General features: G+C 67.4%; 22 protein-coding genes. 8 read left to right on the top strand and 14 right to left on the bottom strand.

Features of this window, described 5'->3' with window-relative positions:
• Positions 1–19: 19 nt before the first annotated feature.
• From BIU82_RS16635 to BIU82_RS16610, 6 genes are read right to left on the bottom strand one after another with little or no spacing between them, the layout of a single operon-like run.
• Positions 20–847 carry an HpcH/HpaI aldolase/citrate lyase family protein gene (locus BIU82_RS16635; RefSeq protein ID WP_083292398.1) on the bottom strand — a complete coding sequence of 276 codons (828 nt, stop codon included), beginning with the start codon at positions 845–847 and terminating at the stop codon, positions 20–22.
• Positions 832–1617, bottom strand: a complete 786-nt coding sequence (hpaH, locus tag BIU82_RS16630) for a 2-oxo-hept-4-ene-1,7-dioate hydratase (RefSeq protein WP_070350564.1) — start codon at positions 1615–1617, stop codon at positions 832–834. Before hpaH ends, BIU82_RS16635 begins: the two co-directional genes overlap by 16 nt.
• A 29-nt stretch (positions 1618–1646) precedes the next feature.
• On the bottom strand, positions 1647–2729 hold the full coding sequence (gene hpaD, locus BIU82_RS16625) for a 3,4-dihydroxyphenylacetate 2,3-dioxygenase (protein WP_070350563.1): 1083 nt from the start codon (positions 2727–2729) through the stop codon (positions 1647–1649).
• 34 nt (positions 2730–2763) lie between these two features.
• Complete coding sequence (gene hpaE / locus BIU82_RS16620; RefSeq protein WP_070350562.1) at positions 2764–4275, bottom strand: 5-carboxymethyl-2-hydroxymuconate semialdehyde dehydrogenase; 1512 nt, start codon at positions 4273–4275, stop codon at positions 2764–2766.
• Positions 4276–4287: 12 nt separating this feature from the next.
• A complete protein-coding gene (locus tag BIU82_RS16615; protein ID WP_070350561.1) occupies positions 4288–4974 on the bottom strand; it encodes a GntR family transcriptional regulator in 687 nt (228 codons plus the stop codon).
• On the bottom strand, positions 4967–6442 hold the full coding sequence (locus BIU82_RS16610) for a fumarylacetoacetate hydrolase family protein (RefSeq protein ID WP_070350560.1): 1476 nt from the start codon (positions 6440–6442) through the stop codon (positions 4967–4969). The genes BIU82_RS16615 and BIU82_RS16610 overlap by 8 nt, the downstream gene beginning before the upstream one ends.
• A 195-nt stretch (positions 6443–6637) precedes the next feature.
• On the opposite strand from BIU82_RS16610, the gene BIU82_RS16605 reads away from it, so the two are divergent.
• Both BIU82_RS16605 and BIU82_RS16600 read left to right on the top strand, forming a co-directional pair.
• Entirely contained in the window at positions 6638–7063 is a 426-nt protein-coding gene (locus BIU82_RS16605) for a VOC family protein (RefSeq protein ID WP_070350559.1), read from the top strand.
• 1 nt (position 7064) lies between these two features.
• The gene (locus BIU82_RS16600; RefSeq protein ID WP_070350558.1) at positions 7065–7628 is read left to right on the top strand and encodes a YdeI/OmpD-associated family protein; all 564 of its coding nucleotides are present in this window, start codon (positions 7065–7067) and stop codon (positions 7626–7628) included.
• Between the two features lie 16 nt (positions 7629–7644).
• On the opposite strand, the gene BIU82_RS16595 is transcribed toward BIU82_RS16600, so the two are convergent.
• Together BIU82_RS16595 and BIU82_RS16590 are read right to left on the bottom strand one after the other, a co-directional pair.
• Positions 7645–8727, bottom strand: coding sequence for an FUSC family protein (locus tag BIU82_RS16595; RefSeq protein ID WP_290439154.1), 1083 nt, complete (start codon positions 8725–8727; stop codon positions 7645–7647).
• 254 nt (positions 8728–8981) lie between these two features.
• Positions 8982–9485 carry a hypothetical protein gene (locus BIU82_RS16590; protein ID WP_070350557.1) on the bottom strand — a complete coding sequence of 168 codons (504 nt, stop codon included), beginning with the start codon at positions 9483–9485 and terminating at the stop codon, positions 8982–8984.
• A 179-nt stretch (positions 9486–9664) separates the two neighbouring features.
• Here BIU82_RS16590 and BIU82_RS16585 point away from each other — a divergent pair, with 179 nt between their 5' ends.
• Positions 9665–11569 carry an FAD-binding monooxygenase gene (locus tag BIU82_RS16585; protein WP_070350556.1) on the top strand — a complete coding sequence of 635 codons (1905 nt, stop codon included), beginning with the start codon at positions 9665–9667 and terminating at the stop codon, positions 11567–11569.
• Between the two features lie 78 nt (positions 11570–11647).
• Positions 11648–12241, top strand: coding sequence for a histidine phosphatase family protein (locus BIU82_RS16580; RefSeq protein WP_070350555.1), 594 nt, complete (start codon positions 11648–11650; stop codon positions 12239–12241).
• Between the two features lie 19 nt (positions 12242–12260).
• On the opposite strand, the gene BIU82_RS16575 is transcribed toward BIU82_RS16580, so the two are convergent.
• Both BIU82_RS16575 and BIU82_RS16570 read right to left on the bottom strand, forming a co-directional pair.
• Entirely contained in the window at positions 12261–13157 is an 897-nt protein-coding gene (locus BIU82_RS16575) for an SDR family oxidoreductase (RefSeq protein ID WP_070350554.1), read from the bottom strand.
• A gap of 74 nt (positions 13158–13231) precedes the next feature.
• On the bottom strand, positions 13232–13663 hold the full coding sequence (locus tag BIU82_RS16570) for an Lrp/AsnC family transcriptional regulator (protein WP_070350634.1): 432 nt from the start codon (positions 13661–13663) through the stop codon (positions 13232–13234).
• Positions 13664–13800: 137 nt separating this feature from the next.
• Between BIU82_RS16570 and BIU82_RS16565 the strand changes: the two genes are divergently transcribed.
• Positions 13801–14829, top strand: coding sequence for an ornithine cyclodeaminase (locus tag BIU82_RS16565; protein WP_074466461.1), 1029 nt, complete (start codon positions 13801–13803; stop codon positions 14827–14829).
• 88 nt (positions 14830–14917) lie between these two features.
• Here BIU82_RS16565 and BIU82_RS16560 read toward each other — a convergent pair whose 3' ends face one another.
• Positions 14918–16102 (bottom strand): 4-hydroxybenzoate 3-monooxygenase, encoded by a 1185-nt coding sequence (locus BIU82_RS16560; RefSeq protein WP_070350552.1) that lies wholly within the window; start codon positions 16100–16102, stop codon positions 14918–14920.
• 67 nt (positions 16103–16169) lie between these two features.
• Positions 16170–16940: an IclR family transcriptional regulator gene (locus tag BIU82_RS16555; protein WP_070350551.1), complete on the bottom strand. Its 771-nt coding sequence runs from the start codon at positions 16938–16940 to the stop codon at positions 16170–16172.
• 190 nt (positions 16941–17130) lie between these two features.
• Between BIU82_RS16555 and BIU82_RS16550 the strand changes: the two genes are divergently transcribed.
• Positions 17131–18381: an aromatic acid/H+ symport family MFS transporter gene (locus tag BIU82_RS16550; protein WP_070350550.1), complete on the top strand. Its 1251-nt coding sequence runs from the start codon at positions 17131–17133 to the stop codon at positions 18379–18381.
• On the opposite strand, the gene BIU82_RS16545 is transcribed toward BIU82_RS16550, so the two are convergent.
• Both BIU82_RS16545 and BIU82_RS16540 read right to left on the bottom strand, forming a co-directional pair.
• Entirely contained in the window at positions 18347–19600 is a 1254-nt protein-coding gene (locus tag BIU82_RS16545; protein ID WP_216099037.1) for a hypothetical protein, read from the bottom strand. The two genes, BIU82_RS16550 and BIU82_RS16545, sit on opposite strands and share 35 nt — an antisense overlap.
• 262 nt (positions 19601–19862) lie before the next feature.
• Positions 19863–21998, bottom strand: a complete 2136-nt coding sequence (locus BIU82_RS16540) for a DUF2264 domain-containing protein (RefSeq protein ID WP_070350549.1) — start codon at positions 21996–21998, stop codon at positions 19863–19865.
• 89 nt (positions 21999–22087) lie between these two features.
• Between BIU82_RS16540 and BIU82_RS16535 the strand changes: the two genes are divergently transcribed.
• Both BIU82_RS16535 and BIU82_RS16530 read left to right on the top strand, forming a co-directional pair.
• The gene (locus tag BIU82_RS16535) at positions 22088–23182 is read left to right on the top strand and encodes a substrate-binding domain-containing protein (RefSeq protein WP_070350548.1); all 1095 of its coding nucleotides are present in this window, start codon (positions 22088–22090) and stop codon (positions 23180–23182) included.
• 113 nt (positions 23183–23295) lie between these two features.
• The gene (locus BIU82_RS16530; protein ID WP_070350547.1) at positions 23296–24618 is read left to right on the top strand and encodes a sugar ABC transporter substrate-binding protein; all 1323 of its coding nucleotides are present in this window, start codon (positions 23296–23298) and stop codon (positions 24616–24618) included.
• Positions 24619–24683 lie beyond the last annotated feature (65 nt).

Here is a 24683-nt window from a genome sequence, read left to right as displayed (position 1 = left end):
CCGCCTCCGTAAATGACGCTCAGTAACTCGGGCGAGCTCCGCCGTCGGACTCTTGATCCTGGTCTGGTTGCGGCACGAACTTCGCCGCGAGCGTTTCCGAACCGCGGGCGAGCATCGCGACGTCGGCACCCACCAGCACGAAGGACGCACCGGCCTCGAGGTACGCGCGCGCCGTCGCCTCGTTGAAGGCGTTGACGCCGGCCGGCTTGCCGGCCGCCTGCGCTGCGGCGAGGCAGTGCTCGACGGCGGCCCGCACCTTGGGATGCTCCTGTTCCCCGAGCAGCCCCATGGACGCCGCGAGGTCCGACGGTCCAATGAAAACCGCATCCACGCCGTCGACCGCCAGGATCTGCTCCACCGCTGCAACGGCGGCTTCGCTCTCAATCTGCACGGTGACGCTGATGGTTTCCGAGGCCCGGCCGAGGTAGTCCGGGATCCGGTTCCAGCGCGACGCCCGGGCGAGCGCCGAGCCGACGCCGCGGACCCCGTGCGGCGGGTAGCGGACGGCGGCCACGGCGGCACGGGCTTCCTCTGCGGAGTTCACCATGGGGATGAGCAGGTTCTGCACGCCCAGGTCCAGGTACTGCTTGAGGAGCACGGTGTCGTTGAACGGCGGGCGCACGACTGCCTGGACCGGATAGCCGTGGACCGCCTGCAACTGCGCCAGGATGGACTCGAGTCCGTTGGGGCTGTGTTCGGCGTCGATCAGTAGCCAGTCCATGCCCGACCCCGCGCAGATCTCGGCGATCAGCGGGCTGCCGGAGCAGACCCACATCCCTGCGAGCGGCCGCCCGGCGTCGGCAAGGGCTTGGGTGAAGGTGCGTTCGGGCTCTACTCGAATCGGCATGTGACGGCTCCCAGCGGTCCGTAGTCGGCGTGGACGGTGTCCCCTTTGTACACCCAGAGCGGGCGGGTGAATGAACCGGCCAGGACGATGTCCCCCGCTTTCATTCCGTCGCCGTGCGCGGCGAGCTTGTTCGCCAGCCAGTGCACGCCTGCGGCAGGGTGGTCCAGGACGCCTGCGGCGACCCCGGTCTCCTCCACCGTCTGGTTCTTGTACAGGATGGCTGACACCCAGCGGAGGTCGACGGCGTCCGGCCGCACCGGGCGCCCGCCCACCACCATCGCTCCCATCGCGGCGTTGTCCGCGATGGTGTCCACGATGGTCCGGCCCTCCATTTCGATCCGGGAATCCAGGATCTCGAGGGCCGGAACCACGTAGTCGGTGGCGTTCAGGACATCGAAAATAGTGCAGCCGGGCCCTGCCAGGTCCTGCTTCAGCACGAACGCCAGTTCCACTTCCACCCGCGGATGGGTGTAGCGGTCCCACTCCACGGAACACCCGGTTTCCAGGACCATGTCATCGAAGATGGCGCCGTAGTCCGGTTCGGTGATGCCCGTGGCGGCCTGCATGGCCTTGGACGTGAGTCCGATCTTGCGGCCCACCAGCACCCGCCCGGCGTCCTCGTTGCGGCGCCGCCAGAGCTGCTGGACGGCGTAGGAATCCTCCACCGTCATCTCCGGGTACCGCGCTGTCAGCCGCGGTACGGGGGTCCGGCTGCGGCCGGCTTCCACCAGTTCGTCTGCGATGGCCTCGATCGTTGTCGCGTCCAGCATGCCGTTCCTTTCTTCAGGGAACCCTGAACCTAGACCTGGGCGCCCAGCTTGAAGCCTTCGGTCGCTTCGCCGCTTTCGTCCTTGCGGGTGTAGGAGAAGCCGTCGGCGCCCACGGTGACCGCCATTTCGGACTTGTCCTCCCGCTCGATGACCGGCTGCGGGTTGCCGTCCAGGTCCAGGACCAGGGAGGCCTCGGTGTACCAGGACGGGACCACGGGGTTGCCCCACCAGTCGCGGCGCTGGTTGTCGTGCACGTCCCAGGTAACCGTCGGGTTGTCCGGATCGCCGGTGTAGTAGTCCTGAGTGTAGATCTCCACGCGGTGGCCGTCCGGATCCAGGATGTAGAGGTAGAAGGCGTTGGAAACACCGTGGCGGCCCGGGCCGCGCTCGATCCGGTCGCTGATGCGCAGGGCGCCCATCTTGTCGCAGATCTGGATGATGTTGTGCTTCTCGTGCGTGGAGAAGGCGATGTGGTGCAGGCGGGGACCGTTGCCGCCGGTCAGGGCGGTGTCATGCACGGTCTGCTTGCGGTGCATCCACGCGGCGTACGTGACGCCGTCGGAATCCTTGATGTCTTCCGAGACACGGAAGCCCAGGTCCTCCAGGTACTTGCGGCCGCGCGGAACGTCCGGGGTGACCTGGTTGAAGTGGTCCAGGCGCACGAGCTCACCGGCGGAGTAGAGGTCATAGCGCTGGGTGAGGCGCTCCACGTGTTCCACCTCGTAGAAGAACTCGTACGGGAAGCCCAACGGGTCTTCGACGCGGACGGAGTCGCCGATGCCCTTGGTGAAGCCGTCCTTGCGGCGTTCGGTGCGGCAGCCGAGTTCCTTGTAGTAGGCCTCAGCGGCGTCAACGTCTTCCGGGGTGCGGACGCGGTAGGCGAAGGCGGCAGCCGCGGCCACCGGGCCCTTGCGGAGCACCAGGTTGTGGTGGATGAACTCCTCGAAGGAGCGCAGGTAGATGGTGTTCTCGTCTTCCTCGGTGACGTGCAGGCCCAGCAGGTCCACGTAGAAGGCGCGGGACCTGGCGAGGTCGGTGACGACGAGTTCCAGGTAGGCGCAGCGGACGATGTCCGGAGCCGGGACGGATGGCTTGGGGATGACGGTGCTCATGATGGTCTCTCTTCGTTGAAAGGGTCTGGAAGTCTTAGGCGCCGAACTTGGGCGTGTGCACGGACCCGAGGGTGATGTGCACGGCCTGCTGGTCGGTGTAGAAATCGATGGAACGGTAACCGCCCTCGTGGCCCAGGCCCGATGCCTTGACGCCGCCGAACGGGGTGCGCAGGTCGCGGACGTTGTGGCTGTTCAGCCACACCATGCCGGCCTCGACGTTCTGGGAGAAGTTATGGGCCCGGGTCAGGTTCTGGGTCCAGATGTAGGCTGCCAGTCCGTACTTGGTGTTGTTGGCCAGGGCGAGGGCTTCGTCGTCGTTCTCGAACGGGGTGATTGCAACGACCGGGCCGAAGATTTCTTCCTGGAAGATCCGTGCGTCCGGAGCGACGTCGGCGAACACGGTGGGTGCGATGTAGTTGCCTTCGGGGAGGTGCTCGGGGCGTCCGCCGCCAGCGAGGAGGCGGCCTTCGGACTTGCCGATCTCCACGTAGGAGGCCACCTTCTCGTAGTGCTCGGGGTGGACCAGGGCGCCCACCTGGGTCTTGGGGTCGTGGGGGTCGCCCACCACGATGTTCTTGGCGCGGGCGGCGTACTTTTCACAGAATTCGTCGTAGACGGGGCGTTCGACGAGGATGCGGGAGCCGGCGGTGCAGCGTTCGCCGTTGAGGGAGAAGACGCCGAACAGGGCGGAGTCGATCGCGGCGTCGAGGTCGGCGTCGGCGAACACCACGCACGGCGACTTGCCGCCGAGTTCCATGGACAGGCCCTTGAGGTTGGCGGCCGCGTTGCGGAAGATCGTCTGGCCCGTGGTGGTTTCGCCGGTGAAGGAAATCAGCGGCACGTCCGGGTGCTTCACGAGGGCATCGCCGGCTTCTTCGCCGAGCCCGTTGACCAGGTTGAACACACCGTCCGGCAGGCCGGCGTCCTTGAAGATCTGTGCCCAGAGCGAGGCGGAGAGCGGGGTGAACTCGGCGGGCTTGAGGACCACGGTGTTGCCGGTGGCCAGTGCCGGGGCGAGTTTCCAGGACTCGAGCATGAACGGGGTGTTCCACGGCGTGATCAGGCCCGCGACGCCGATCGGCTTGCGGTTCACGTAGTTGATCTGGGAGCCGGGGACCTTCATGGCGTCGTCGAACTGGGCCACGATGAGGTCGGCGAAGAAGCGGAAGTTCTCGGCAGCGCGCAATGCCTGGCCCTTGGCCTGGGTGATCGGCAGGCCGGTGTCGAAGGTTTCAAGTTCGGCGAGGCGGGCTTCCTGCGCTTCGACGGCGTCGGCGATCTTGTTCAGGACACGTGCGCGTTCGCGCGGCTTCATCTTCGGCCAGGGGCCATTGACGAAGGCTTCGCGGGCTGCGGCGACGGCGAGGTCGATGTCTTCCTGCTGGCCTGCGGCGGCGGTGGCGTAATTCTTGTTGGAGACCGGGTCCAGGACGTCAAAGGTCTTGCCGCTGACGGAGTCAACGAACTGGCCGTTGATGTAGTGCTGGATGTGGGTGGGAAGGTTCTCGGGAACGTAGTGGGTGCTGGTTTCCACGGAGGTCGTCATCGTTGAAGGTCCTTACTGGTGGGTGGTCTGGGTGAGGTAGGCGTCCAGCGTGGCGGCGCGGTGGCGGCGGGCCGCCTTCTCGATCGTGTCCGCGTCGGCTCCGGTTTCGATGAGCTGGAGCAGGTTTTCGTGCTCTTCCACCGAGTCCCTGGCGCGGCCGGGGACGAAGCGGAAGGTGGAGGACCGCAGCGAGGCGAGCCGGTTCCAGCCGCGGTGGACGAGGTCCAGGATGTGCGGGTTGGGGCAATGCTCGAACAGGACGCTGTGGAAGTCCTGGTTGAGCCTGGTGAAGCGGACGGGGTCGAAATGTTCCAGGCAGTCGCGCATCTCGGCGTTCACGGCGCGCGCCCTGGTGATGTCCACCGGACCGATGAGCGGTGCGGACAACGCGGTGGCCGCGCCCTCGATGATGCTCAGGGTCTGCATCGTGTACAGGTACTCGGTGGGGTCGATCCCGGCCACGGTGGCGCCGACGTTGCGCTCGAACGTCACCAGGCCTTCGGCTTCGAGGCGGCGGATGGCTTCGCGGACGGGGACCACGCTGAAACCGAGGTCCTCGGCGATCTTGGCCAGTACCAGGCGGTAGCCGGGCGAATACGCGCCGTCCACAATCTTGGCTTTCACCGCGGCATAGGCCTGCTCGGACTTGCTGCCCGTGGCTACGGTGACGTCGCCGGAGCTCCAGGAAAAGTCAGTCATTATCCCTCCGCCATTCCTCGTACTTGGCGCGCCATTCGGCGTTCATCGGGAAGAGCCCGTCCACGCTGTGGCCCTGTTCAACCATCGCGAAGATGTACTCTTCTTCGCGTTCCTGGGCGATGCATTCGTCCACGAGTTCAGCGGCGATGGCCGGCGGAATCACCAGGATTCCGTCCGAGTCGGCCACGATGATGTCGCCCGGCTGCACGGTGGTGCCGCCGCAGGCGATGGTGACGTCCGTGTCCCAGGGAACGTGGCGCCGGCCGAGCACGGCGGGGTGCCGGCTGGCGAAGTAGGTGGGAATCTCGAGGCCGGCCACGGCAGAATAGTCCCGCACGCCGCCGTCGGTGATGATGGCCGCTGCGCCGCGCACCTGGGCGCGCAGGGCGAGGATGTCCCCGACTGTTCCGGTGCCCTTTTCGCCGCGGGCCTCCATGACCAGGATTTCGCCTTCGTTCACGGATTCCACCGCGCGCTTCTGGGCGTTGAAGCCGCCGCCGTGGGTCTTGAACAGGTCCTCGCGGTTGGGAACGTAGCGCAGCGTGCGGGCCAGGCCCACGACGCGGCGGTCCGGGCGCGTGGACTGCAGGCCGTCGATGCTGACGTTGTTCAGCCCGCGCTTGCGCATCTGGCTGGAGAGGGTTGCCGTGGCTACGGATTCAAGCTTCTTCTTCAGATCCGGATCGAGGCCCGGTTTGGCGGCCGGCGCCAGCCCCGCCGCTTCGCGCGAACCGTAGGCTTCCTCCCGCTGGGTGTCATCCGACTTGGGCTGCGCACCGAAGGCGGCGAACGGCGTCGTACCTTCCACGACGCCGGTGGCGAGGCGTCCGCTGCTGAGGCCGTTGCCGCTGACTTCGACCTCGACGACGTCGCCGGGCAGCGCGACGGACGCACCGGCCGGGGTGCCCGTGAGGATGATGTCCCCGGCTTCGAGGGTCAGCAGCTGCGAAAGGTCCGCGACGAGGCGCGCGAAGGGGAAGAGGAGGTCTTCGGTGGTGTCGTCCTGGACGAGCTCGCCGTTGTGCCAGGTGCGGATGCGGAGCGCGGCGGGGTCGACGGCGGCGGCCGGGATGAGTGCCGGACCCACCGGGGTGAAGCCGTCCCCGCCCTTCGACCGGAGGTTGGAGCCCTTGTCCGCGTAGCGGAGGTCGTACACGCCGAGATCGTTGCTGGCGGTGACCCATTCGACGTACCCCCAGGCGTCTTCGAGGCTGACACGGCGCGCATTGCGGCCGATGATGAGCGCGATTTCGCCCTCATAGCCAAGGAGTTCGCAGCCTGCCGGACGCTCCACTGTGCCGGGATTGTCCGCAGAACCCAGCGCGAGGGACGACGCCGGCTTCAGGAAGTACGACGGCTGCTCCGGGGTGCGGCCACGCTGCGCGGCACGGCTCGGATAGTTGATGTGGACGGCGATCACCTTACGCGTCCGCGCAAGCAGCCCGGATTCCATCGGCACAACTTCCATCGGCACAGCATCTCCTCGCCATCGAGCATCCATCAGGTACGAAATCGTATACGAAAACTATGCCGCGGAGTGTGAGCTGCGTCAACCTCCTTTTTCGGAGGAATTTTCCACATATAGCCTGCCTCGCCATTGACCCCGCTTCGCTTCAACGGAATCGTGGTGCCCGGCCGGCGGGACACCAGGAAAGGAAGCCGAGTGAGCCTCAGGGGATTCAGCACGATCAGTTTTTGGGCCGACGACGTCGGAGCCGCCGCGGCCTGGTACCAGGACTTCCTGGGGTTCGCGCCTTACTTCACGCGCCCGGGACCGGACGGAGCCCTTGCCTACGTGGAATTCCGGGTGGGCGACTACCAGCACGAACTCGGAATTATCGACAGCCGCTTCAGGCCACCTGCCGAACAGGAAGCCGGGCCCGGCGGAGCCATCATGTACTGGCACGTGGACGACCTCGCCGCAACGGTGGAACGGCTCCTGACTCTGGGCGCCACGGAGCACCAACCCATCACTCCGCGTGGCGACTCAGGATTCGTCACCGCCTCCGTGGTGGACCCGTTCGGCAATGTGCTGGGCATCATGAGCAATCCGCACTACCTGGACATCCTTGCGGGCAGGCAATCCTGACATGGTCATCTCCGGCGAACCCCTCGCCTTCCGGAACGGCGCCGAGTGGACGGACTGGCTCGCGGCACACCACTCCACGGAAGCCGGGGCCTGGCTGCTGATCGGCAAGAAGAAGGCGGGCACACCGCTCCTCTCAATCGGGGAGGCCTTGGACGCCGCGCTGTGCTTCGGCTGGATTGACGGCCAGCGAAAAGGCTTTGACCAGGACTCTTTCCTGCAGCGGTACTCGAGGCGCGGAAAACGCAGTTCCTGGTCCAAGGTCAATGTCGGCAAGGCCGAAGCCCTCATTGCGGCCGGCCGGATGCAGCCGCCGGGCTTCGCGGAAATCGAGGCGGCCAAGGCAGACGGCCGCTGGGACGCGGCCTACGAATCCCAGCGCACGGCGGAAGTTCCCGACGACGTTGCTTCGGCAATTGCCGCGAACCCGGCCGCCGCCGTCGTCTTCGAAAAGCTTGGCCGCACCGCTCGCTACAGCCTCATCCTCCCGCTGCTCAAGGCCCGCACGCCGGAATTCCGCGCAAAGCTCCTGGCCGGCGTCGTACGGAAACTGGCGGAGGAGGCATAACGATAAGCCCAAGCAACTAACTCTCCACCGCAGGGGCAGAAACGGCCTCCGGCGAGGAATCGCCCTGAAGCCCACCCAGGCTGGGCAGCGACGAGAGAGCCTCTGCGTGGCTCGCTCCCGCGGCCTGCATCAGGTCGATCATGAGGGGCCGGAAGGTCATGACCAGTGCCTGGGCGTCCAGCGTTTCTGCCCCAAAGCGGGCGGGGTCAAGTTCGACGCCAAGGTCCACCAAGCGATCCAGCGCCTGCGAAACCTTTTCCTCGCGCAACTGCCGGTCCCGTTCCCACAGCCCGTCCGCCAGGACGGTCACTGCCCGCGCCGCACGTTTCAGGAAGGCAGAGAGGCGGAGCGTTCCACGATCCGACAGCGCCACCGCATTGATGGCATGAATGAGGCGCCGGCTGAAGACCCGGCTGTTCCGAAGCGCCAGATCCAGCTTCTCCACCGCCGCCTGGGACGCCCGGAGGCTTTCCCGGTGCCGCCAGTACAGCGGGGAGATCGTGGCGGTTTCCAAGGCCCGGCCCAAGGCCTCATTGGCCTCCGCGACAACGGCCTCGCCGTGGCGCGCGCGGATCAAAGCGTGCCACGCCAGGGATGAGTCATTCAGGTCGAGCGCCCGGGAAGCGCCGTAGAGGACGGCGGAAATTTCGTATGCGAGTTTCCGCGTGGCCTTCCGCTGCCTTCGCAGGCCTCGTTGCGGAGCGACGATCGTCATGACCCATGCAGCAGCCCCGCCCACCAGCGCATCGGTGACGGTCGGCAAGAAGGAACCTGGCGATGAAGGAATCATGGCGACAAGGGCAGCCTGGATGGCCATCTGGGTGGCGAACACCGCGCTCTTGTTCAGGAACCTGGCTATCAGCACGGCGACAAAAACGATCAGGACCGCCTGGGCCGGACCCGAGCCGAACACGCCGGTGAAGAAGACACCGGCCGCCACGCCAAGCGCGCAGCCCACGGCAACATCCAGGGCGCGGCGCGTGCGCCAGTCCGAGGAAAATTGAAGGGTCAGAAGGGCAGCAATCGCGGCAAACACCGGATTCGCGTGTCCCAGGACGCGTTCGGCAAACACGTAGGCTGTCACAGCGCAAACCGCCATTTTGAGCGCCTCGCCCGCCGACGCCCGGCAACGGTGGTACCCCTCACGGACGTAGGCCAACAAGCGGCTGGACATGGGAAACACTGCTTTCTTCCGGCCCGCCATGCGGTGCACGCCGGGGAAACGGCGACACCGACGAGCCGGACTTCCGCTCACCTTGGCCCGGCGCCAGAAAACATATCGGGGAATCGTTTCGCGCTCATTGCGGGGCGGTTACCCGCGGGAACACGAAAGCGGGTCCCTTAGTTCAGCCCTCAGGCTGCCCGCGGGCGGCGACGCCGCAACCCCAGAGTGACGGCAAATACCGCCAAGCCGACCAGCGCCCCGAGGCTGATCCACTGAAGCATCCAGCCCCACGGGGCGTGATCACCGCCGTGGGTGGCGAAGGTGTCCGCAATGCTCATGCCCGCGCCGAATGAGGCGATCCAGTACGCCGGCGCCCCGAGAACCAGCAACACCAGGCCCAAGACGATCACCGGTCCAGGCCTGACCCGCCCCAACGCGGCGCCTGCCAACAGGGCCAGCGCCAGCGCGATGCCGATCGCCACAAAGCCGCCCACAACCGGTTCACCCAAGGATCCTCCGGCCGCCGCCATTTCGTTCCTGATCTGGTCCAGGCTCTTGCCTGGCACAGCTGCGAGCGGATTCCACACAAGGATCTGCATCGCTCCGACCACCGCGTAGGCCGCGATAACCACTACGCCCACGCACGCCGCAGCAACGGCACGCCGATTCCTGGATACTCCCCCATGTTCCATGGGCACAGCGTACCGACGGAACGGCCGTCCGCGCCGCCAGGCGGCAGCCCAGGCCCCACCAACACCCCGCACCTTGTCAGCCAGGTCACACCGCGGTACAGTCGTGAGCAAGACTTGAGTTCAAATAAAGAACTGTGTGTTCTATATTTGAACAACCCACAAAGAAGTGAGGACCTCCCGTGCAGTTCCACCACCACGGCTACGTATCAGGCGACCCGCGCGTCGAGCCGGCCGCCGGCGTCGGACTTAACCGGCCCGAAGAACTCCCGGACGAAGTGGACGTGCTCATCGTGGGCACCGGCCCCGCCGGCATGCTCACAGCGGCCCAGCTCTCTCAGTTCCCCGATGTCACCACCCGCATCATCGAACGCCGCCCCGGCCGCCTCGCGATCGGCCAGGCGGACGGCATCCAGGCCCGGAGCGTCGAAACCTTCCAGGCCTTCGGCTTCGCAGAGCGCATCACCGCCGAGGCCTACCGCATCACCGAAATGGCTTTCTGGAAGCCGGACCCCGCGGATCCGTCGAAGATCCACCGCGCCGCCCGCGCCGTGGACGATCCCGCGGGCATCAGCGAATTCCCGCACCTGATCGTGAACCAGGCCCGCGTGCTGGACTACTTCGCCGAATTCATGGCCAACTCGCCCGCCCGGATGAAGCCCGACTACGGCTATGAGTTCCGCAGCCTTGAAGTAGCCGACGACGGCGACTACCCCGTGCGCGTCACCCTCACCCACACTTCGGGTCCCCTCGAGGGGCAGGACCGGGTGGTCCGCGCCAAGTACGTGGTGGGTGCCGACGGCGCACGCAGCAAGGTCCGCGAATCGATCGGCTGCACCATGGCCGGCGACCAGGCTAACCACGCCTGGGGCGTCATGGACACCTTGGCCGTCACCGACTTCCCGGACATCCGCACCAAGTGCGCCATCCAGGCCGAAAGCGGCAGCATCCTGCTGATCCCCCGCGAAGGCGGCCACCTGTTCCGCATGTACGTTGACCTGGGCGAAGCCGGCGAAGACCACGCGGTCCGCCAGACCAGCATCGAGCAGATCATCGCCAAGGCCAATGAGATCCTGCACCCGTACACCCTGGACGTGCGCAACGTCGCGTGGCACAGCGTGTACGAGGTGGGCCACCGCCTGACCGACCGCTTCGACGACGTCCTCCCGGAGCAGCTCGGCACCCGCACCCCGCGCGTCTTCATCACCGGCGACGCCTGCCACACGCACAGTGCCAAGGCCGGCCAGGGCATGAACGTCTCCATGCAGGACGGCTTCAACATTGGCTGGAAACTGGGCCACGTGCTCGAAGGCCGCAGCCCGGAAAGCCTGCTCTCCACCTACTCCGCGGAGCGCCAGGTGGTGGCGAAGAACCTCATCGACTTCGACAAGGAATGGTCGTCCATGATGGCCAAGAAGCCGGAGGAGTTCGAGGACCCCTCGGAGCTCGAGGAGTTCTACGTCCGCACCGCGGAATTCCCTGCCGGCTTCATGACTCAGTACACGCCGTCGCTGATCGTCGGCGAGGCCACGCACCAGGACCTCGCCACGGGCTTCACCATCGGCAAGCGTTTCAAGTCCGCTCCCGTGGCCCGCGTCTGCGACACCAACCCGATGCACCTCGGCCATCACGCCAAGGCGGACGGCCGCTGGCGCATCTACGTCTTCGCCGACGCCGCCGAGGCCGGGGCACCCGGCCCGGTAGCGGACTTCGCCGAGTGGATCGCGACGGCCCCGGACTCGCCGCTGGCCGCGACGCCGTCGGACGCTGATCCGGACGCGTGGTTCGACCTCAAGGTGATCTACCAGCAGCCGCACACCGGCGTGGACATCGGCAAGGTGCCGGCGGTGTTCAAGCCGAGCGTGGGCCCGTTCAAGCTCACCGACTACGAGAAGGTCTACGCCACCGACCCCGAAGCGGACATCTTCGAGCTGCGCGGCCTGGACCGCGGCGGCGTTGTGGTGGTGGTCCGGCCGGACCAGTACGTCGCCAATGTGCTGCCGTTGACCGCGACGACGGAACTCGCCGCGTTCTTTGCGCCGATCCTCTCTGCCGAAAAGGTCCGGGGACACCGGCTTCCGGCGTAGCGTTGCGGGACGTTCCCTCCCGTTTGAACACGGGAGGGAACGTCACACTCGCCGGGCCCGCGCGGCAGCCTTGGCACAATGGAAGGCATGACCCTTACGACGTTCGCCCTCGTCCGCCATGGCCAGACCGACTGGAATGCGGAACGCCGCCTCCAGGGAGCCACCGATATTCCGCTGAACGACGTCGGACGCGGACAGGCGCGCGACGCCGTCGCCGTGCTCTCGGGCCAGGACTGGGACGTGGTGGTTTCCTCGCCGCTCAGCCGCGCCGCGGAAACCGCGGACATCATCGCCGCCGGGCTGGGCCTGGACGTGGCACGCCGGCTGCCTGGCCTCATGGAACGCGGTTACGGCAAGGCCGAAGGCCTGCAGGCCGGCCCCGAACTGGATGCCTTGCGCATCCCGGGCGGCTTCGAAGGCGCCGAAAGCGAAGAGTCGACGGCGGCCCGCGGACTGGCTGCCCTGGAGAGCCTCGCGGAGGAGTTCAGCGGGAAGCGCGTCCTGGTGGTCGCGCACGGCACCCTGATCCGGCTGACCCTCAACCAGGCGACCGGCCAGACCCTGCCGAGCGTCGAAAACGCCGCCCTCAACCTGGTCCACCACCACCCCGTGGACGGCTGGGACCTCGAATACTTCAACGGCGAGCGGCTCCTGGCCGGCGCCGAGGTTTAAGGATCAAAAACAAGCGGCACTAGTGCCCCAGGCTCACCGCCAGGCGCGCAATGGCGTCCTCCGGTGCCGGTACGGCGCCGAACAGTTGGGCCTGCCGGCCCGTGTCCGCGACGTACCGGCCGGTCTCGAACCAGGCGGACATCGCCGCCATGTCGGCCACCAGGGGCGCGAACTTTCCGGTGACTTTCCCGGCAAGGCGCAGGGCCGGCGTCGGCATCGAAAGGACCTTGACGTCCTTGCCGCTCCGGGACGCCACCAGCTCAGCCGCTTCCTGGATGCTCAGCGGCCGGTTCCATCCGATGTCCACGCGCTCCCCCACGGCAATGTCCGCCTCCACGGCGTCGGCCAGGTACCCGGCGAGGTCGCTGCTCAGGACGAAACTTAGGGGCGTGGACTTGGAGCCAAGCCAGATCAGCCGGCCCTTCTCGAAGGGGTCTCCGCCCGCCTTGGCCACCATGTCGAAGAACGCCCCCGGCCGGAGCGCGATGAAGGGGACGCCGAGTTCCTCGAACTTGTCCTCGGCCAGCTTCTTGTGCCAAAAATGCGGAACCTGCGGCGCCTGGTCGCACGTGAGGATGCTGATGAGCACGAAGCGCGGGACACCGGCCAGCTTGGCGGCGGTGGCGAGGTTGGCGTTGCCGAAGGTGTCGATCGCCTCGGCATTCCTGTCGTTCCGCGTGTAGCCTGCCGCCGTCGAGATGACGGCCGCGACGCCGGTCATCGCCTTGAGGAGGGAGCCGACGTCGAGCATGTCCCCGCGGGCGATCTCCACGCCTTTGCTTTCCAGCTTCCGAGCGTCCGAGGCGGGGCGGACCAGCGCACGCACGCGTTTGCCGCGGCCCAGCAAGGTATCCACCACCTGGCCGCCAAGGTATCCAGTTGCTCCAACGACGAGGACGGGTTGTTCTTCAGCCATGGGTTCTCCCGGAAATACGCTCCTCCCCCAGTCCTAGCACGGAGCGTCGCGGCCCAACACCCCTGCCGCAAGAACTACCGCAGCACCGAACTCAGCAGCAGGCTCGTTTCGCTGTTCACCACGCCGTCGATCGAGCGGATGCGGCCCAGCACGGCGTCGAAAGCGGGCAGGTTTTCCACCTGGAGCTCGGCCACGAGGTCCCAGCCGCCGTTGGTGGTGTGCAGCGCGCTGATCTCAGGGAAGCCGCGGAGCTGCCGGATGACCTTGTCCGTGGAGCGGCCCTCGACGGCGATCAGGGACACCGCGCGGATGGTCAGGGGATCCAGTTCATCGCGCACGCGGACCGAGAAACCGACTACCGCGCCGGAGGACACCAGCCGTTCGAGCCGGCTGTTCACGGTAGCCCGGGCCACGCCGAGCTTCCTGGCCAGCACCGCCACGGGCGCGCGGCCGTCCTCGCGCAGCGCCGAAATCAGCCGCCGGTCCAGGTCATCGAGTTCCGCCATGAACACAATGTATATCCAGCCTCAGCATTTCGCTCAGGAGCAAGGCAGAAAGTCGGCAATTCTGCCCTTGAGCTTGCAAACCGCCCCTCCGTACTGTTTCTCGAAGCAAAAGTGATGCCTAGAGAAACGAGGACGCCGTGGCGCGTTTTGTCGATGTCCGGAACATGGTCCGCTGGGTGGCCGAACAGGGCCCCGCGGAGGTCATCGCCGGGATGATCGAATACATCGAGGACGATTTCCGCCGCTGGGAACAGTTCGACAAGTGCGCACGAGTGGCCAGCCACACGCCCTTCGGCGTCATCGAACTGATGCCCACGAGTGACCACGAAAGCTATGGCTTCAAGTACGTCAACGGCCACCCGTCCAACCCGGCCCGCGGCTTCCAGACCGTCACGGCCTTCGGCGTGTTGGCCGATGTCCACAACGGCTACCCCACCTTCCTGGCCGAAATGACGGTCCTCACCGCACTCCGCACCGCCGCCACCTCGGCCATGGTGGCCCGCCGCCTGGCCCGCCCGGAATCCAAGGTGATGGCGATGATCGGCGCCGGCAGCCAGTCCGAATTCCAGGCCCTGGCCTTCCGCGGTGCACTGGGCATCACGGAACTGCGCGTCTGGGACACCGATCCCGCCGCCGTCGCGAAGTTCCTCAAGAACGTCGAACCGCTCGACTTCAACGTCACGGTGGCCGCCTCCGCGGCGGACGCCGTCCAGGGTGCCGACATCATCACCACCTGCACGGCGGACAAGGCCCAGGCCACCATCCTCACCGCCGAGCTGATTGGCGAAGGCGTGCACTTGAATGCGATCGGCGGCGACTGCCCCGGCAAGACCGAACTGGACGCTGACATCCTGCGCCGCGGCGAAGTGTTCGTCGAATTCACCCCGCAGACCCGGATCGAGGGCGAAATCCAGCAGCTACCCGCGGACTTCCCCGTCACCGAATTCCACGAGGTCCTCAACGACACCAAGCCGGGCCGCATTTCGCCGGAGCAGATCACCATCTTCGATTCGGTCGGCTTCGCCATCGAGGACTTCTCGGCACTGCGCTACGTCCGCGATGCCGTGGCCGGAACCGCCTTCTTCGAAGAGATCGACCTCGTGGCCAACCCCGAGGACCCGAAGGACCTGTTCAGCCTGGTCGCCGCGCTCTCGCCGGTCAGCTGACCGCCGCTCAGGAAAGCAGAATGCCCGACGGCGGGTGGTCACCTGAGGTGGCCACCCGCCGTCGGGCGTTAAGGGCGTAAGGGAGGCCCTACCGCCCCGGCCAGCCGGTGTATGCCTCGGCCAGATAAGCGCGGCCGTGCTCGGAGGACACCACGGACCGCAGCTCGCCGAGTTGGCGGGCGCGGGCGAAGTCGTCCGCGTCGGTGGGGGTGTGCAGCATGGAGGTCATCCAGTAGGAGAAGTGCTGGGCCTTCCACACGCGGTCCAGTGCGCGGTCACTATAGGAGTCCAGAAGCGCGGTGGAACCGGAGCCGTAGAAGTATTCAAGGCCCTCGAACAGCAGCTTGACGTCGTTGATGGCCAGGTTGAGGCCCTTGGCGCCGGTCGGCGGAACGGTGTGCGCGGCGTCGCCGGCCAGGAAGAGATTTCCGTGGCGCATCGGTGCGTGCACGAAGCTGCGGAACGGCAGGACCATCTTTTCCAGGACCGGGCCCTCCTTGAGTTCGAAGCCGTTGCCGTTGACGCGCTTGCGGAACTCGGCCCAGATCCGTTCGTCGTCCCAGTCCTCGGCGCGCTCGGCGGGGTCGCACTGGAAGTACATGCGCTGGACGTTTTCGGTGCGCTGGCTGATCAGCGCGAAACCGTGCTCGGAGTTGGCATAGATCAGTTCCTCGGAGCTGCGCGGCGCCTCGGCCAGGATGCCGAACCAGGCGAACGGGTATTCGTGGAAGTACTGGGTACGCGCCGCTTCCGGAATCCGGCGGCGGCAGTGGCTGCGCGAGCCGTCCGCGCCCACCAGGAAGTCGGCCTGGAGTTCGAAGTCCTGCCCGTCGGCGTCGGTGAACCAGACCTTCGGTTTGCCTTCGAGGTCGTGGACGCTGGTGTCCGTGACGCTGTAGCGAACGTCGCCGCCGTCGGCTTCCCGCCGCGCGGCGAAGTCCATGAACACGTCTGTCTGCGGGTACAGCCAGACGGATTCGCCCACCAGTTCCTTGAAATCGATGCGGTGGCTTTCGCCGTTGAAGCGCAGCTCAATGCCGTCATGCCGGTCGCCTTCACGCAGCACGCGGTCCGAGACGCCGGAGTCCACCAGGAGGTTGACCGTGCCATGTTCCAGGATGCCGGCACGGACCGTTTCCTGGATGGCCTGGCGGCTGCGGATTTCCAGCACCACGGAATCGATGCCCTGCCCGGCCAGCAGGTGGGAAAGCATGAGCCCGGCGGGTCCGGCGCCCATGATGGCCACCTGGGTGGTGATCGGCGTGCGTGCCATGGTGTTCCTCGCTTCGTTGCGGTGTGATGAGCCTGGAACAAGTGTGGACGCTGGCCGGTGACGGGCGTTACATGGATTCCGTTGAATGGAATTGGCTATGTGCGCCCAGCTGGCGCCCGATCCCTCGCGCCGCCGTCTGGAGTGCGGGAACCAGCGCCTGCAGCCGCACCTCGGCGATCGGGACCACGACGCCGAGCGCCGCCACCGCGCGCTTCTTCGAGTCCAGCACCGGGACGGCGATGCCCCACGTCTCCGGATCCACCACGCCTGCCAGCTGCGCGTACCCCAGCTGGACGGCTTCCGCGAGCCGGTGGCGTACGACGTCGGCCGTCACCTTTCCTTCCGGATCCTCGAACTGTTCGAGGTACTCCGCCTGGAGCCCGCGCGGCTGGTACGCCATGAGCGCCATGCCGGCCGAGGAAATGTGCACCGGCATGCGCCCGGCGACCCGCGCACGGTTCACCACCGAACCCGGACGCGAAAGCCGTTCCACGAACAGGACCTCCCAGCCTTCCAGCACGCCGAGGTTCACGTTCTGTTTGAGCACCTGCTGGATGTCCTCCATGAACGGCATGGCCGCCTGGCGCAGGGCCAAGGTGGGCGAATTGCGGTTGATGAGCTCCCAGAAACGCAGCCCCAAACGGACATGTCCACCGGCGCCAAGCTCCAGCAGCCCATGTCCTGCGAGCTGGCGGACCAGGCGATGCGCCGTGGAGAGGGGCAGCCCCGCGCGTTCGGCCAGTTCGGAGAGCTGCAGTGCATCGGCGTCCTCGGGGAACGCTTCAATGACGCGGACCACCCGGTCCACCACCGAGTCCCCGGATACCGAATTGGCCACGCTGCCACTCCTTCATTGCCGACGGAAGGCCCCGCCCGTCGGCGGCAGGCGCCACCGCCGCGAAATCCACCCCGCGCGAATTCCATTCAATGGTAAGCCGTGGCGGGGATCACACACCGCGGTGCTAGAACATTCGTACCGGCCGACGACGGAGCGGCCGGCAGTCTCCCCAACCAACGCCGAGGTCAGCATGTCAACGTTGCCATCTTCCCGCCGATCCCAGTGGCCCGTGTGGCTGTGCTGGCTTGCCATGGTCCTGGACGGATTCGACCTGGTGGTGCTCGGCCCCGTCATCCCCACCCTCATCAAGAGCGGCGACCTTGGCTTCAACGCCGTCGCCGCCACCTTTGCCGCCACCATCTCCCTGGTGGGCGTGGGCCTCGGCGCGCTGTTCATCGCCCCGCTCTCGGACAAGTTCGGCCGGCGGAAACTGCTCATCGCCTGCGTTGCCGGCTTTTCCCTCTTCACGCTCGCCATCGCAGTGGCCCCGGACGTGACCACCTTCTCGGTCCTGCGCCTGCTGGCCGGCGTCGGGCTGGGCGCCTGCCTGCCCGCCGCGCTGGCCTACATGAACGACTACGCCCCGGCCGGTTCCGGCGGAAAGTCCACCACCCGCACCATGACCGGCTACCACGTAGGCGCAGTAGCCACGGCGTTCCTGGCGATCCTGGTGATTCCAAACTGGCGGCTCATGTTCATCATCGGCGGTGTGGCCGGACTGGTCCTCCTGCCGTTCCTGTGGGCGAAGCTACCCGAGTCCCTGCCGGGGGTCGTCACCAAGCCGGGCTCCGCCGTCGGGCATTCCGCGGGCGCGAACAGGACCGGCTTCCGGGACCTCATCCACAAGCCGTATCCGCTGGTGGCGCTCGGCGTCGCGATCGCGTCCTTCATGGGCCTGCTGCTGGTCTACGGCCTGAACACCTGGCTGCCCCAGCTGATGGCGGCCGCCGGCTACCCCGTGAGCACCGGGCTGACGCTGCTGCTGGTGCTGAACGTCGGTGCGGTGGCCGGGCTGGTACTGGCCGGAATCCTGGCCGACCGGCATGGCACCCGGAAGGTGGTGCTGCTGTGGTTCGGGCTGTCGGCGGTCCTGCTGGGTGCCCTCAGCATCAAGATCCCCAACGAGTTCCTGCTGAACGCGGCCGTGTTCGTCACCGGCGTTTTCGTCTTCAGCTCGCAGGTGCTGGTCTACGCCTGGGTGGGCCAGCTGTTCCCGGCCCGCCTCCGCGGGACTGCGCTCGGCTTCGCCGCCGGCGTGGGCCGCTTGGGCGCGATCGTGGGCCCGGCCGTCACCGGCACTTTGGTGGCCACGGGTGCCGCCTACCCGGCGGGCTTCTACGTTTTCGCCGGAGCAGCGGTGCTCGCCGTTGCCGGCCTGGTGCTCATCCCCCGCGCCACGTCGCCCGCTATGCAGGAAGCAGTCCTAGAACCGGCACGCTGACCGCAGTGGCCACGGCCATGGCCGTCACGTTGCCGATGGACGGATGGAAGTCCTTCGGCAGGCGGGCGGCCGCGGCCCGGGCCAGCGGCGGGGCAAGGACCGCGCCCAGCACGGCCCCGCCGATGATCCCCGTCCAGGAACCGTTGCTCATCAGGACGGCGGCGGGCGCCACCGAGACCACGGAGGCGTACGTCGCGGCCCAGCCGCCGTCGCGGTACCAGCCCCGCCACAGCACCACGCCGATCGCCGAGGTCAGCGCCTGCGCGAACAGGATCTCCGGCAGCAACCCCGAGCCGTAGGCGGGCAGGGCCGGATTGAGGACGAACGCCGCGGCGACGCCCAGCAGCAAGCCGAGGCTCGCGAGTTCATTGGCGAAGAACGGCGCTTCGCTGAAGTCGCAGAGGACCCGGCGGACCGCCCAGATCGCGTCGTTGACGACGCCGGGTGCCCGGCGTGCAGAAGCCGACGACGGCGGCCCGGCCTCCGCGGCCACCTCGCGTTCCTCGCGGAACGACTCAGCCGGGAGGACCAGCCACGGCAGTTTCCGCGCGATCGCGAACGTCAGGACCATGGCGAACGCCATGGCGAGGACGCAGGCCACTACCGAGGGCAAACCCAGCGGCACAGCAACCGTAGGGACCAGCAGCAGGGCGAGCGGCGTCGTCGTCAGCGCACCCAGCACGGCACCGCTCAGGCACGTCTTCCACCCCGGCCCGTAGACCAGCACCACGGCGGGGGCCACGGACACGAAGGGTACGAACGTCGGCTGCCATCCGGCGTCGAGCGTCCAAGAAAAGGCGAGGTTGGAGATCAGCAAGCTGAGGGCGGCCGCGGCAAGGAGCCATGGCCACAGCCCGGTCCCGTACGCGAGCGGTGCTCCCGCCCAGCGCTTCCGACGGCGGCCGGCCCACCAGGCGAGCGCGGCGCCGGCCAACAGGGCCAGGGACGCGAGCTCGGACTTGTAGAATTGCGGCTCGCTCATGTCACCGAAGAACCAGCGGACGGCGGCGAGGGCATCGTGCGGGACGGCGGCGGCCCAGCCCTCGGAGACCGGGCCGAGGCGCGGGGACATTCCGGCGAGGGCATCGAGCAGCAACGCGAACCCACCGAACAGGGCCACCACCGCGGCCGCCCCGAGCACCGTGCCCGCGAAGCCGCGCTCCCGGCGGGGTGCGGAGCCGGAGAGGGCCGCGCGGGAAAAGGCAGAGTCAAGCGTCATTGGTGGCTCTTCAGGGTGCGATGGGGTGTAACACCGAGAGAGTAAACCGCGCTGCCAGCCGCGCTCACCTCGGCGTGGCTGGCAGCGGATTGTGACCGGGAAGGATCGTCACTCCTGCCGGTGGTTGCCGGTGGTTGAGCTTGTCGAAACCGTCGAAACCGTCGAAACCAGGATCTCGACAGGCTCGATCACCAAAGGTGGTTCGGTGGTTCGGTGGTTGAGCTTGTCGAAACCGTCGAAACCGGGATCTCGACAGGCTCGATCACCAAAAGTGGTTCGGTGGTTCGGTGGTTGAGCTTGTCGAAACCGTCGAAACCGTCGAAACCGGGATCTCGACAGGCTCGATCACCAAAGGTGGTTCGGTGGTTGAGCTTGTCGAAACCGTCGAAACCGTCGAAACCGCGATCTCGACAGGCTCGATCACCAAAACCGGCAGTTCTCCATCCGGGCCGATCAGGGTGAGCGACGCAGAGACCCGCGTGCCGTCGTCGTGCAGTTCGAAGCGGCCGGGCCGCAGCTCCGGGGCCGCGCCGCCCAGGTACACGAGCGAGGCGAACACGCTGCGGCTCCCGGCCAGCTCCCCCGCCAGCACACCGCACGCCGCGTGCCGGCCCAGCGGCGAGGCGCCCTCCGCCCTGAAGGTGTCCGCACCGGAGTAGCCGTGCACGGGCCAGATCGCGGAATGGAGCCCGGCCGCGCTGAGGACCGCGCCATCGGCAAGCGGAGGCGCATCTCCGGCGAGCGCGTACCCGCCCTCGCGGACAGCGCCGGGCGGGGTGCCGCCGTCGCGGACAGCGCCGGGCGGGGTGCCGCCGTCGCGCTCCACCACGTGGACACGCAGTTCATAGCCGCCGTGCGCGGTAGTCGCGCTTGCCACCCGCCACGGCGAGTCTGCCGGATCCTCGACGTCGGACCACACCGGCGCGTGCCAGCTCGCCGCCGTGGACGGGGAGGCTGCCAGCCGGTGGATCCGGGAACGCCGGCTCGCGGTGCCGGATCCGTCCAGCACCGCGAAATGGTTGTCCACGGGATCCGCGGTGAACAACGGCGCGGTGTGGCTGGAGTAGGCGAGCCGGCGGTAGTGCGGATCGTCCGGGCCCGGCGCGTAGTACTTGTCGCTGCCGTGGTTGAGGACACGCGCGATCCCGTCCGATGCCGTGCTGTGCAGCAGGTAGTTGGGGGCCGCGCTGTGGCGGAGCTGGTCTGCGGTTTCCACCGGCGAGGGTTCTTCGACAGCGGTCCAGACGGGGTGCGTGGCCGGCAGCAACAGCCCGACAAACGCCTTCGACGTCCAGAACGGTGACGCCGGCCCGGAGTAGTCCTGCACCATCGGCCCGAAGGCCTCCAGCCAGCCGAGTGCGGGCAGCCCGTCCGGGTACGCGCCGCCTTCCAGGAAGAACTTCGCCGCGCCGCTGGCGATCCGCCGCGTCTGGCCGGGAGTCAGCGGGCTGCGCCCTTGGGCGGCGCTGGCGTCCCCGGCAAGGTACCCCAGGAACAAGGGCGCGACGGCGGCATAACGGTAGATGAGCGAGCGCCCCTGGAACACGGGCGAACCACAGCCACCCGGACCACCACCCGCAAAGAACAGCGCATGGTCCGGAAGGAACTCAGCCAGCCGTCCGGCGTACCGTTCCCCCAAGGCTTGGGCCGAAGGGTGCCGCCCCGCCGCGAACCCCGCCCACAGCACCGGGTAGAGGTGCAAGGCCCAGCCGCAGTAGTAGTCGTAGAAGTCGCCGGTGCCATCGTTGTCGCCGTCGCGGTACCAGCCGCCGCCCGCGTACCAGTCCTCCAGCCGGGAAAGCCCGTACTCGATCTGCGCCTCGTTGTGCTCCAGGCCCACACCGGCAAGGAATTCGGCGATCAGCACTTGGAAGAGCACCCAGTTGTTGTCCCAGGCCGTGCTGCTGTTGGAGCCCTGCAGCCACGCGGCCACCTGCCGTTGTTCGGCTTCGGAGAAGCTGTCCCACAGCCACGGCTTGGTGAGCTGCAGGCCCAGCGCCACGGAGGCCGCTTCCACGATTGGCTGGCTTCGGGTGACCACCGCAGGCCAAGCTTCGGCACTGCCCGGCCGAGTCCCCTCCAACAGCCCCTCCCGGTAGAACCCAAGGTGCCCGTGCGGATCGGCCCCCTGTTCACCGGCCACGCGGAAGGCGGCCAGCATGAAGGTCCGGGCAAAACCTTCCAGGCCGTCGGAGAGTTCCCCGGACCAGGACGGCCGGCCGGGCAGGCGGATCAGGGCGTTCCCGGGACTGAAATACTGGCGCGCGGCCAGGAGCTGCTGGTCCGCGAACGCGAGCCAGTGCGCGCGGGTCCAGCCGGTGATCGGGCTGGTTTCGAAGTCCGGTTCCGGCAGCTCAAAGGGGCCGGTGTGGTGCCCGGTGGGTTCATGTGCAGTCATCTTGACTCCGCACGTTAGCTCGGTTCTAGTTCATAGTGAACAAGTTGAACAATACTGAACACACCCAATAGCAAACACAGGACGGACGCATGCTCCCCGAGGACCGAAAAGAACTCATCCTGCGCGAACTGGCTATGCGCGGTTCCCTCAACGCCGCCGAGTTCGCGGCCAAGGCGGGTATTTCCGGGATGACGGTCCGCCGGGACCTCGCCACCCTCGCGGACCAGGGGCTGCTGGTCCGCGTTCACGGCGGCGCGGTGGCCGCACCGGAAAACTCCCCCGGGCCGCAGCGCACGGCCAGCCCCTCGCGCCCCCGCCGCCTGCCCATGGCGACCATCGGCATGGTGGTGCCCTCGGCGTCGTACTACTTCCCGGGCGTGATCCGCGGCGCCGAAGCGGCGGCGCAGGAAGCGGGCGTCAGGCTGGTGCTCGGCGTCTCGAACTACTCGGTCCAGGAGGAGCAGCGGCAACTGCGGCGCCTGCTGGACAACGGCGTGGACGGCATCCTGGTCACCCCCAGCGAGGTCTCCCTCGCCGGCACGGACACCCTCGCGTTGCTGGCGGACGCGGGCGTCCCGGTGGTCGTCGTCGAGCGTTCCATTGAGGACGCGCTCGACGACGGCGAACTCGAGTCCGTGCGCAGCGACCACGGGCGCGGGGCGGAGATCGCCGTGAACCACCTGCTGCAGCTCGGCCACCGGAAGGTGGGGCTGGGCATCCGCGAGGGCAGCCCCACCGGACCGCCCGTGACGGCGGGTTACCACCAGGCGCTGCAGCGCGCGGGCATGCCGCGGGACGAATCTTTGGTGCACACCGTCACCCGGCCGCGCACCGGGCCCGAGGACCATCCGGGCGTGGTGGACCGTATCCTGGACAGCTTCCTCGCGGCCGGCGTCACGGCCGCGATCATCCACAGCGACGAAGACGCGCTGCAGTTCACCAGCGCCTGCCTGGAGCGGCGGCTCCGGGTGCCGGAGGACTTTGCGATCGTGGCATACGACGACGAGATCGCCGCCCTGGGGGCCGTTCCGCTGAGCGCTGTGGCACCGCCGAAGTTCGACGTCGGGTACCAGGCGCTGCAGATGTGCCTGAACAGGATCGGCGGGCGCAGGAGCGGCACGGGCGCCTTGCGGCGCGTCAGCCTGTCCCCGGCGCTGGTGGTACGGGAGTCCAGCAGGAGCTAAACCTGCCGAGCCCGCCGCGGATGTTCAATTCTGTTCACTTCATTGAAGCTGTTCACTTTTGTGGCTTTCATGGTGCGTATTCCTTCGCATTCGTGACTTCAAGGGAGAACACAATGAAGCGACACCCCCTCCTCCGCCGCCGGTTCCTGGCAGGCGCGGCCGGCCTCCTCAGCAGCGCGGTGCTGCTGGCCGCCTGCGGCAGCGGACCCGCCGCGCAGCCCACACCCGCCGGTGACGCCAGCGGTGAAATCACCTTCTGGTCCTCCATGGCCGGCATGGACAAGGTGGCCGAGAAGTTCAACGCCAGCCAGGACAAGATCAAGGTCAAGTTCGAAACCATCCCCAACGGCGGCAACGGCGGCTACGCCAAGCTCTCCACGGCCATCACCGCGGGCAACGGCCCGGACGTCTCCACCATCGAATACGCGCAACTGCCCCAGTTCGTCAGCAACGGCCAGGTGGTTGAACTGGACGGCTTCATCAACAAGGCCAACACCGTGGACAAGCTCAGCGAGCAGATCCGCGGCCTGGTGCAGTTCGACGGCAAGAGCTACGGCCTCCCGTACGACGCCGCCCCGATGCTCATGTGGTACCGCAAGGACCTGCTGGACAAGGCCGGCGTCGCGGTCCCCAAGACCTGGGACGAATTCGAAGCCGCCGGCAAGAAGCTCAAGGCCGTGGCACCGAAGTCCTACCTGGCCAGCTTCTACCCCAACGAACCCACGCTGACGGCAGCCCTCGCCTGGCAGGCCGGCGCCAAGTGGTTCAGCACCGAAGGCGACAGCTGGAAGCTGGGCCTGCGCGACGACGCCACCAAGAAGGTGGCCACCTTCTGGCAGCGCATGATCGACCAGAAGATCGTCAAGGTGGAACAGGCCTTCAGCGATGAATGGAGCGCGGACCTGGCCAACGGCACCCTGGCCGGCGTGCTCGGCGCCAACTGGGGAGCCACCGGCATCCAGAAGCGCACCGAAGCCAACGGCCAGAAGGGCAAGTGGATCGCCGCCGAAGCTCCCAACTGGGGCACCCCGGCCGGCGCGTTCTACGGCGGCTCCAGCTTCAACATCACCAAGAGCAGCAAGAACCCTGCCGCCGCGGCCAAGTTCATCGAGTTCCTGGCCACCAGCCCCGAAGCCGTGGCCGCCCGCGGCAACACCGGCTCCGCCTACCTGGCCTACCCGGGCCTCACCAAGGAAGCACAGAAGGCCTTCGACGCCAGCTACTTCGGCAACGACATCTACGCGGTCTTCGACAAGGCCTACGCCACCATCCTTCCCGGCTGGCAGTGGGGCCCGAACTGGGACGTCACCAACACCGCCCTCAAGGACTCCTTCGGCGCCCTGACCACCGGCGGGAAGATCAGCACCGCTTTGGACAGCTCCGCCGAATCCACTCTGTCCGGCCTCAAGCAGAACGGCCTGTCCGTCAAGGAATAGCCGTCCTTCAGCAGCAAAACGGCGGCGCCGCGGACACACCGCGGCGCCGCCACCCTCCAGGAGAT

It is taken from the genome of Arthrobacter sp. SW1 (genome assembly GCF_001766675.1).
In the GTDB taxonomy this organism is placed as follows: Bacteria; Actinomycetota; Actinomycetes; order Actinomycetales; family Micrococcaceae; genus Arthrobacter.
The sequence above is the reverse complement of the archived record's forward strand: the minus strand, read 5'-3'. Positions and strand labels throughout refer to the sequence as shown.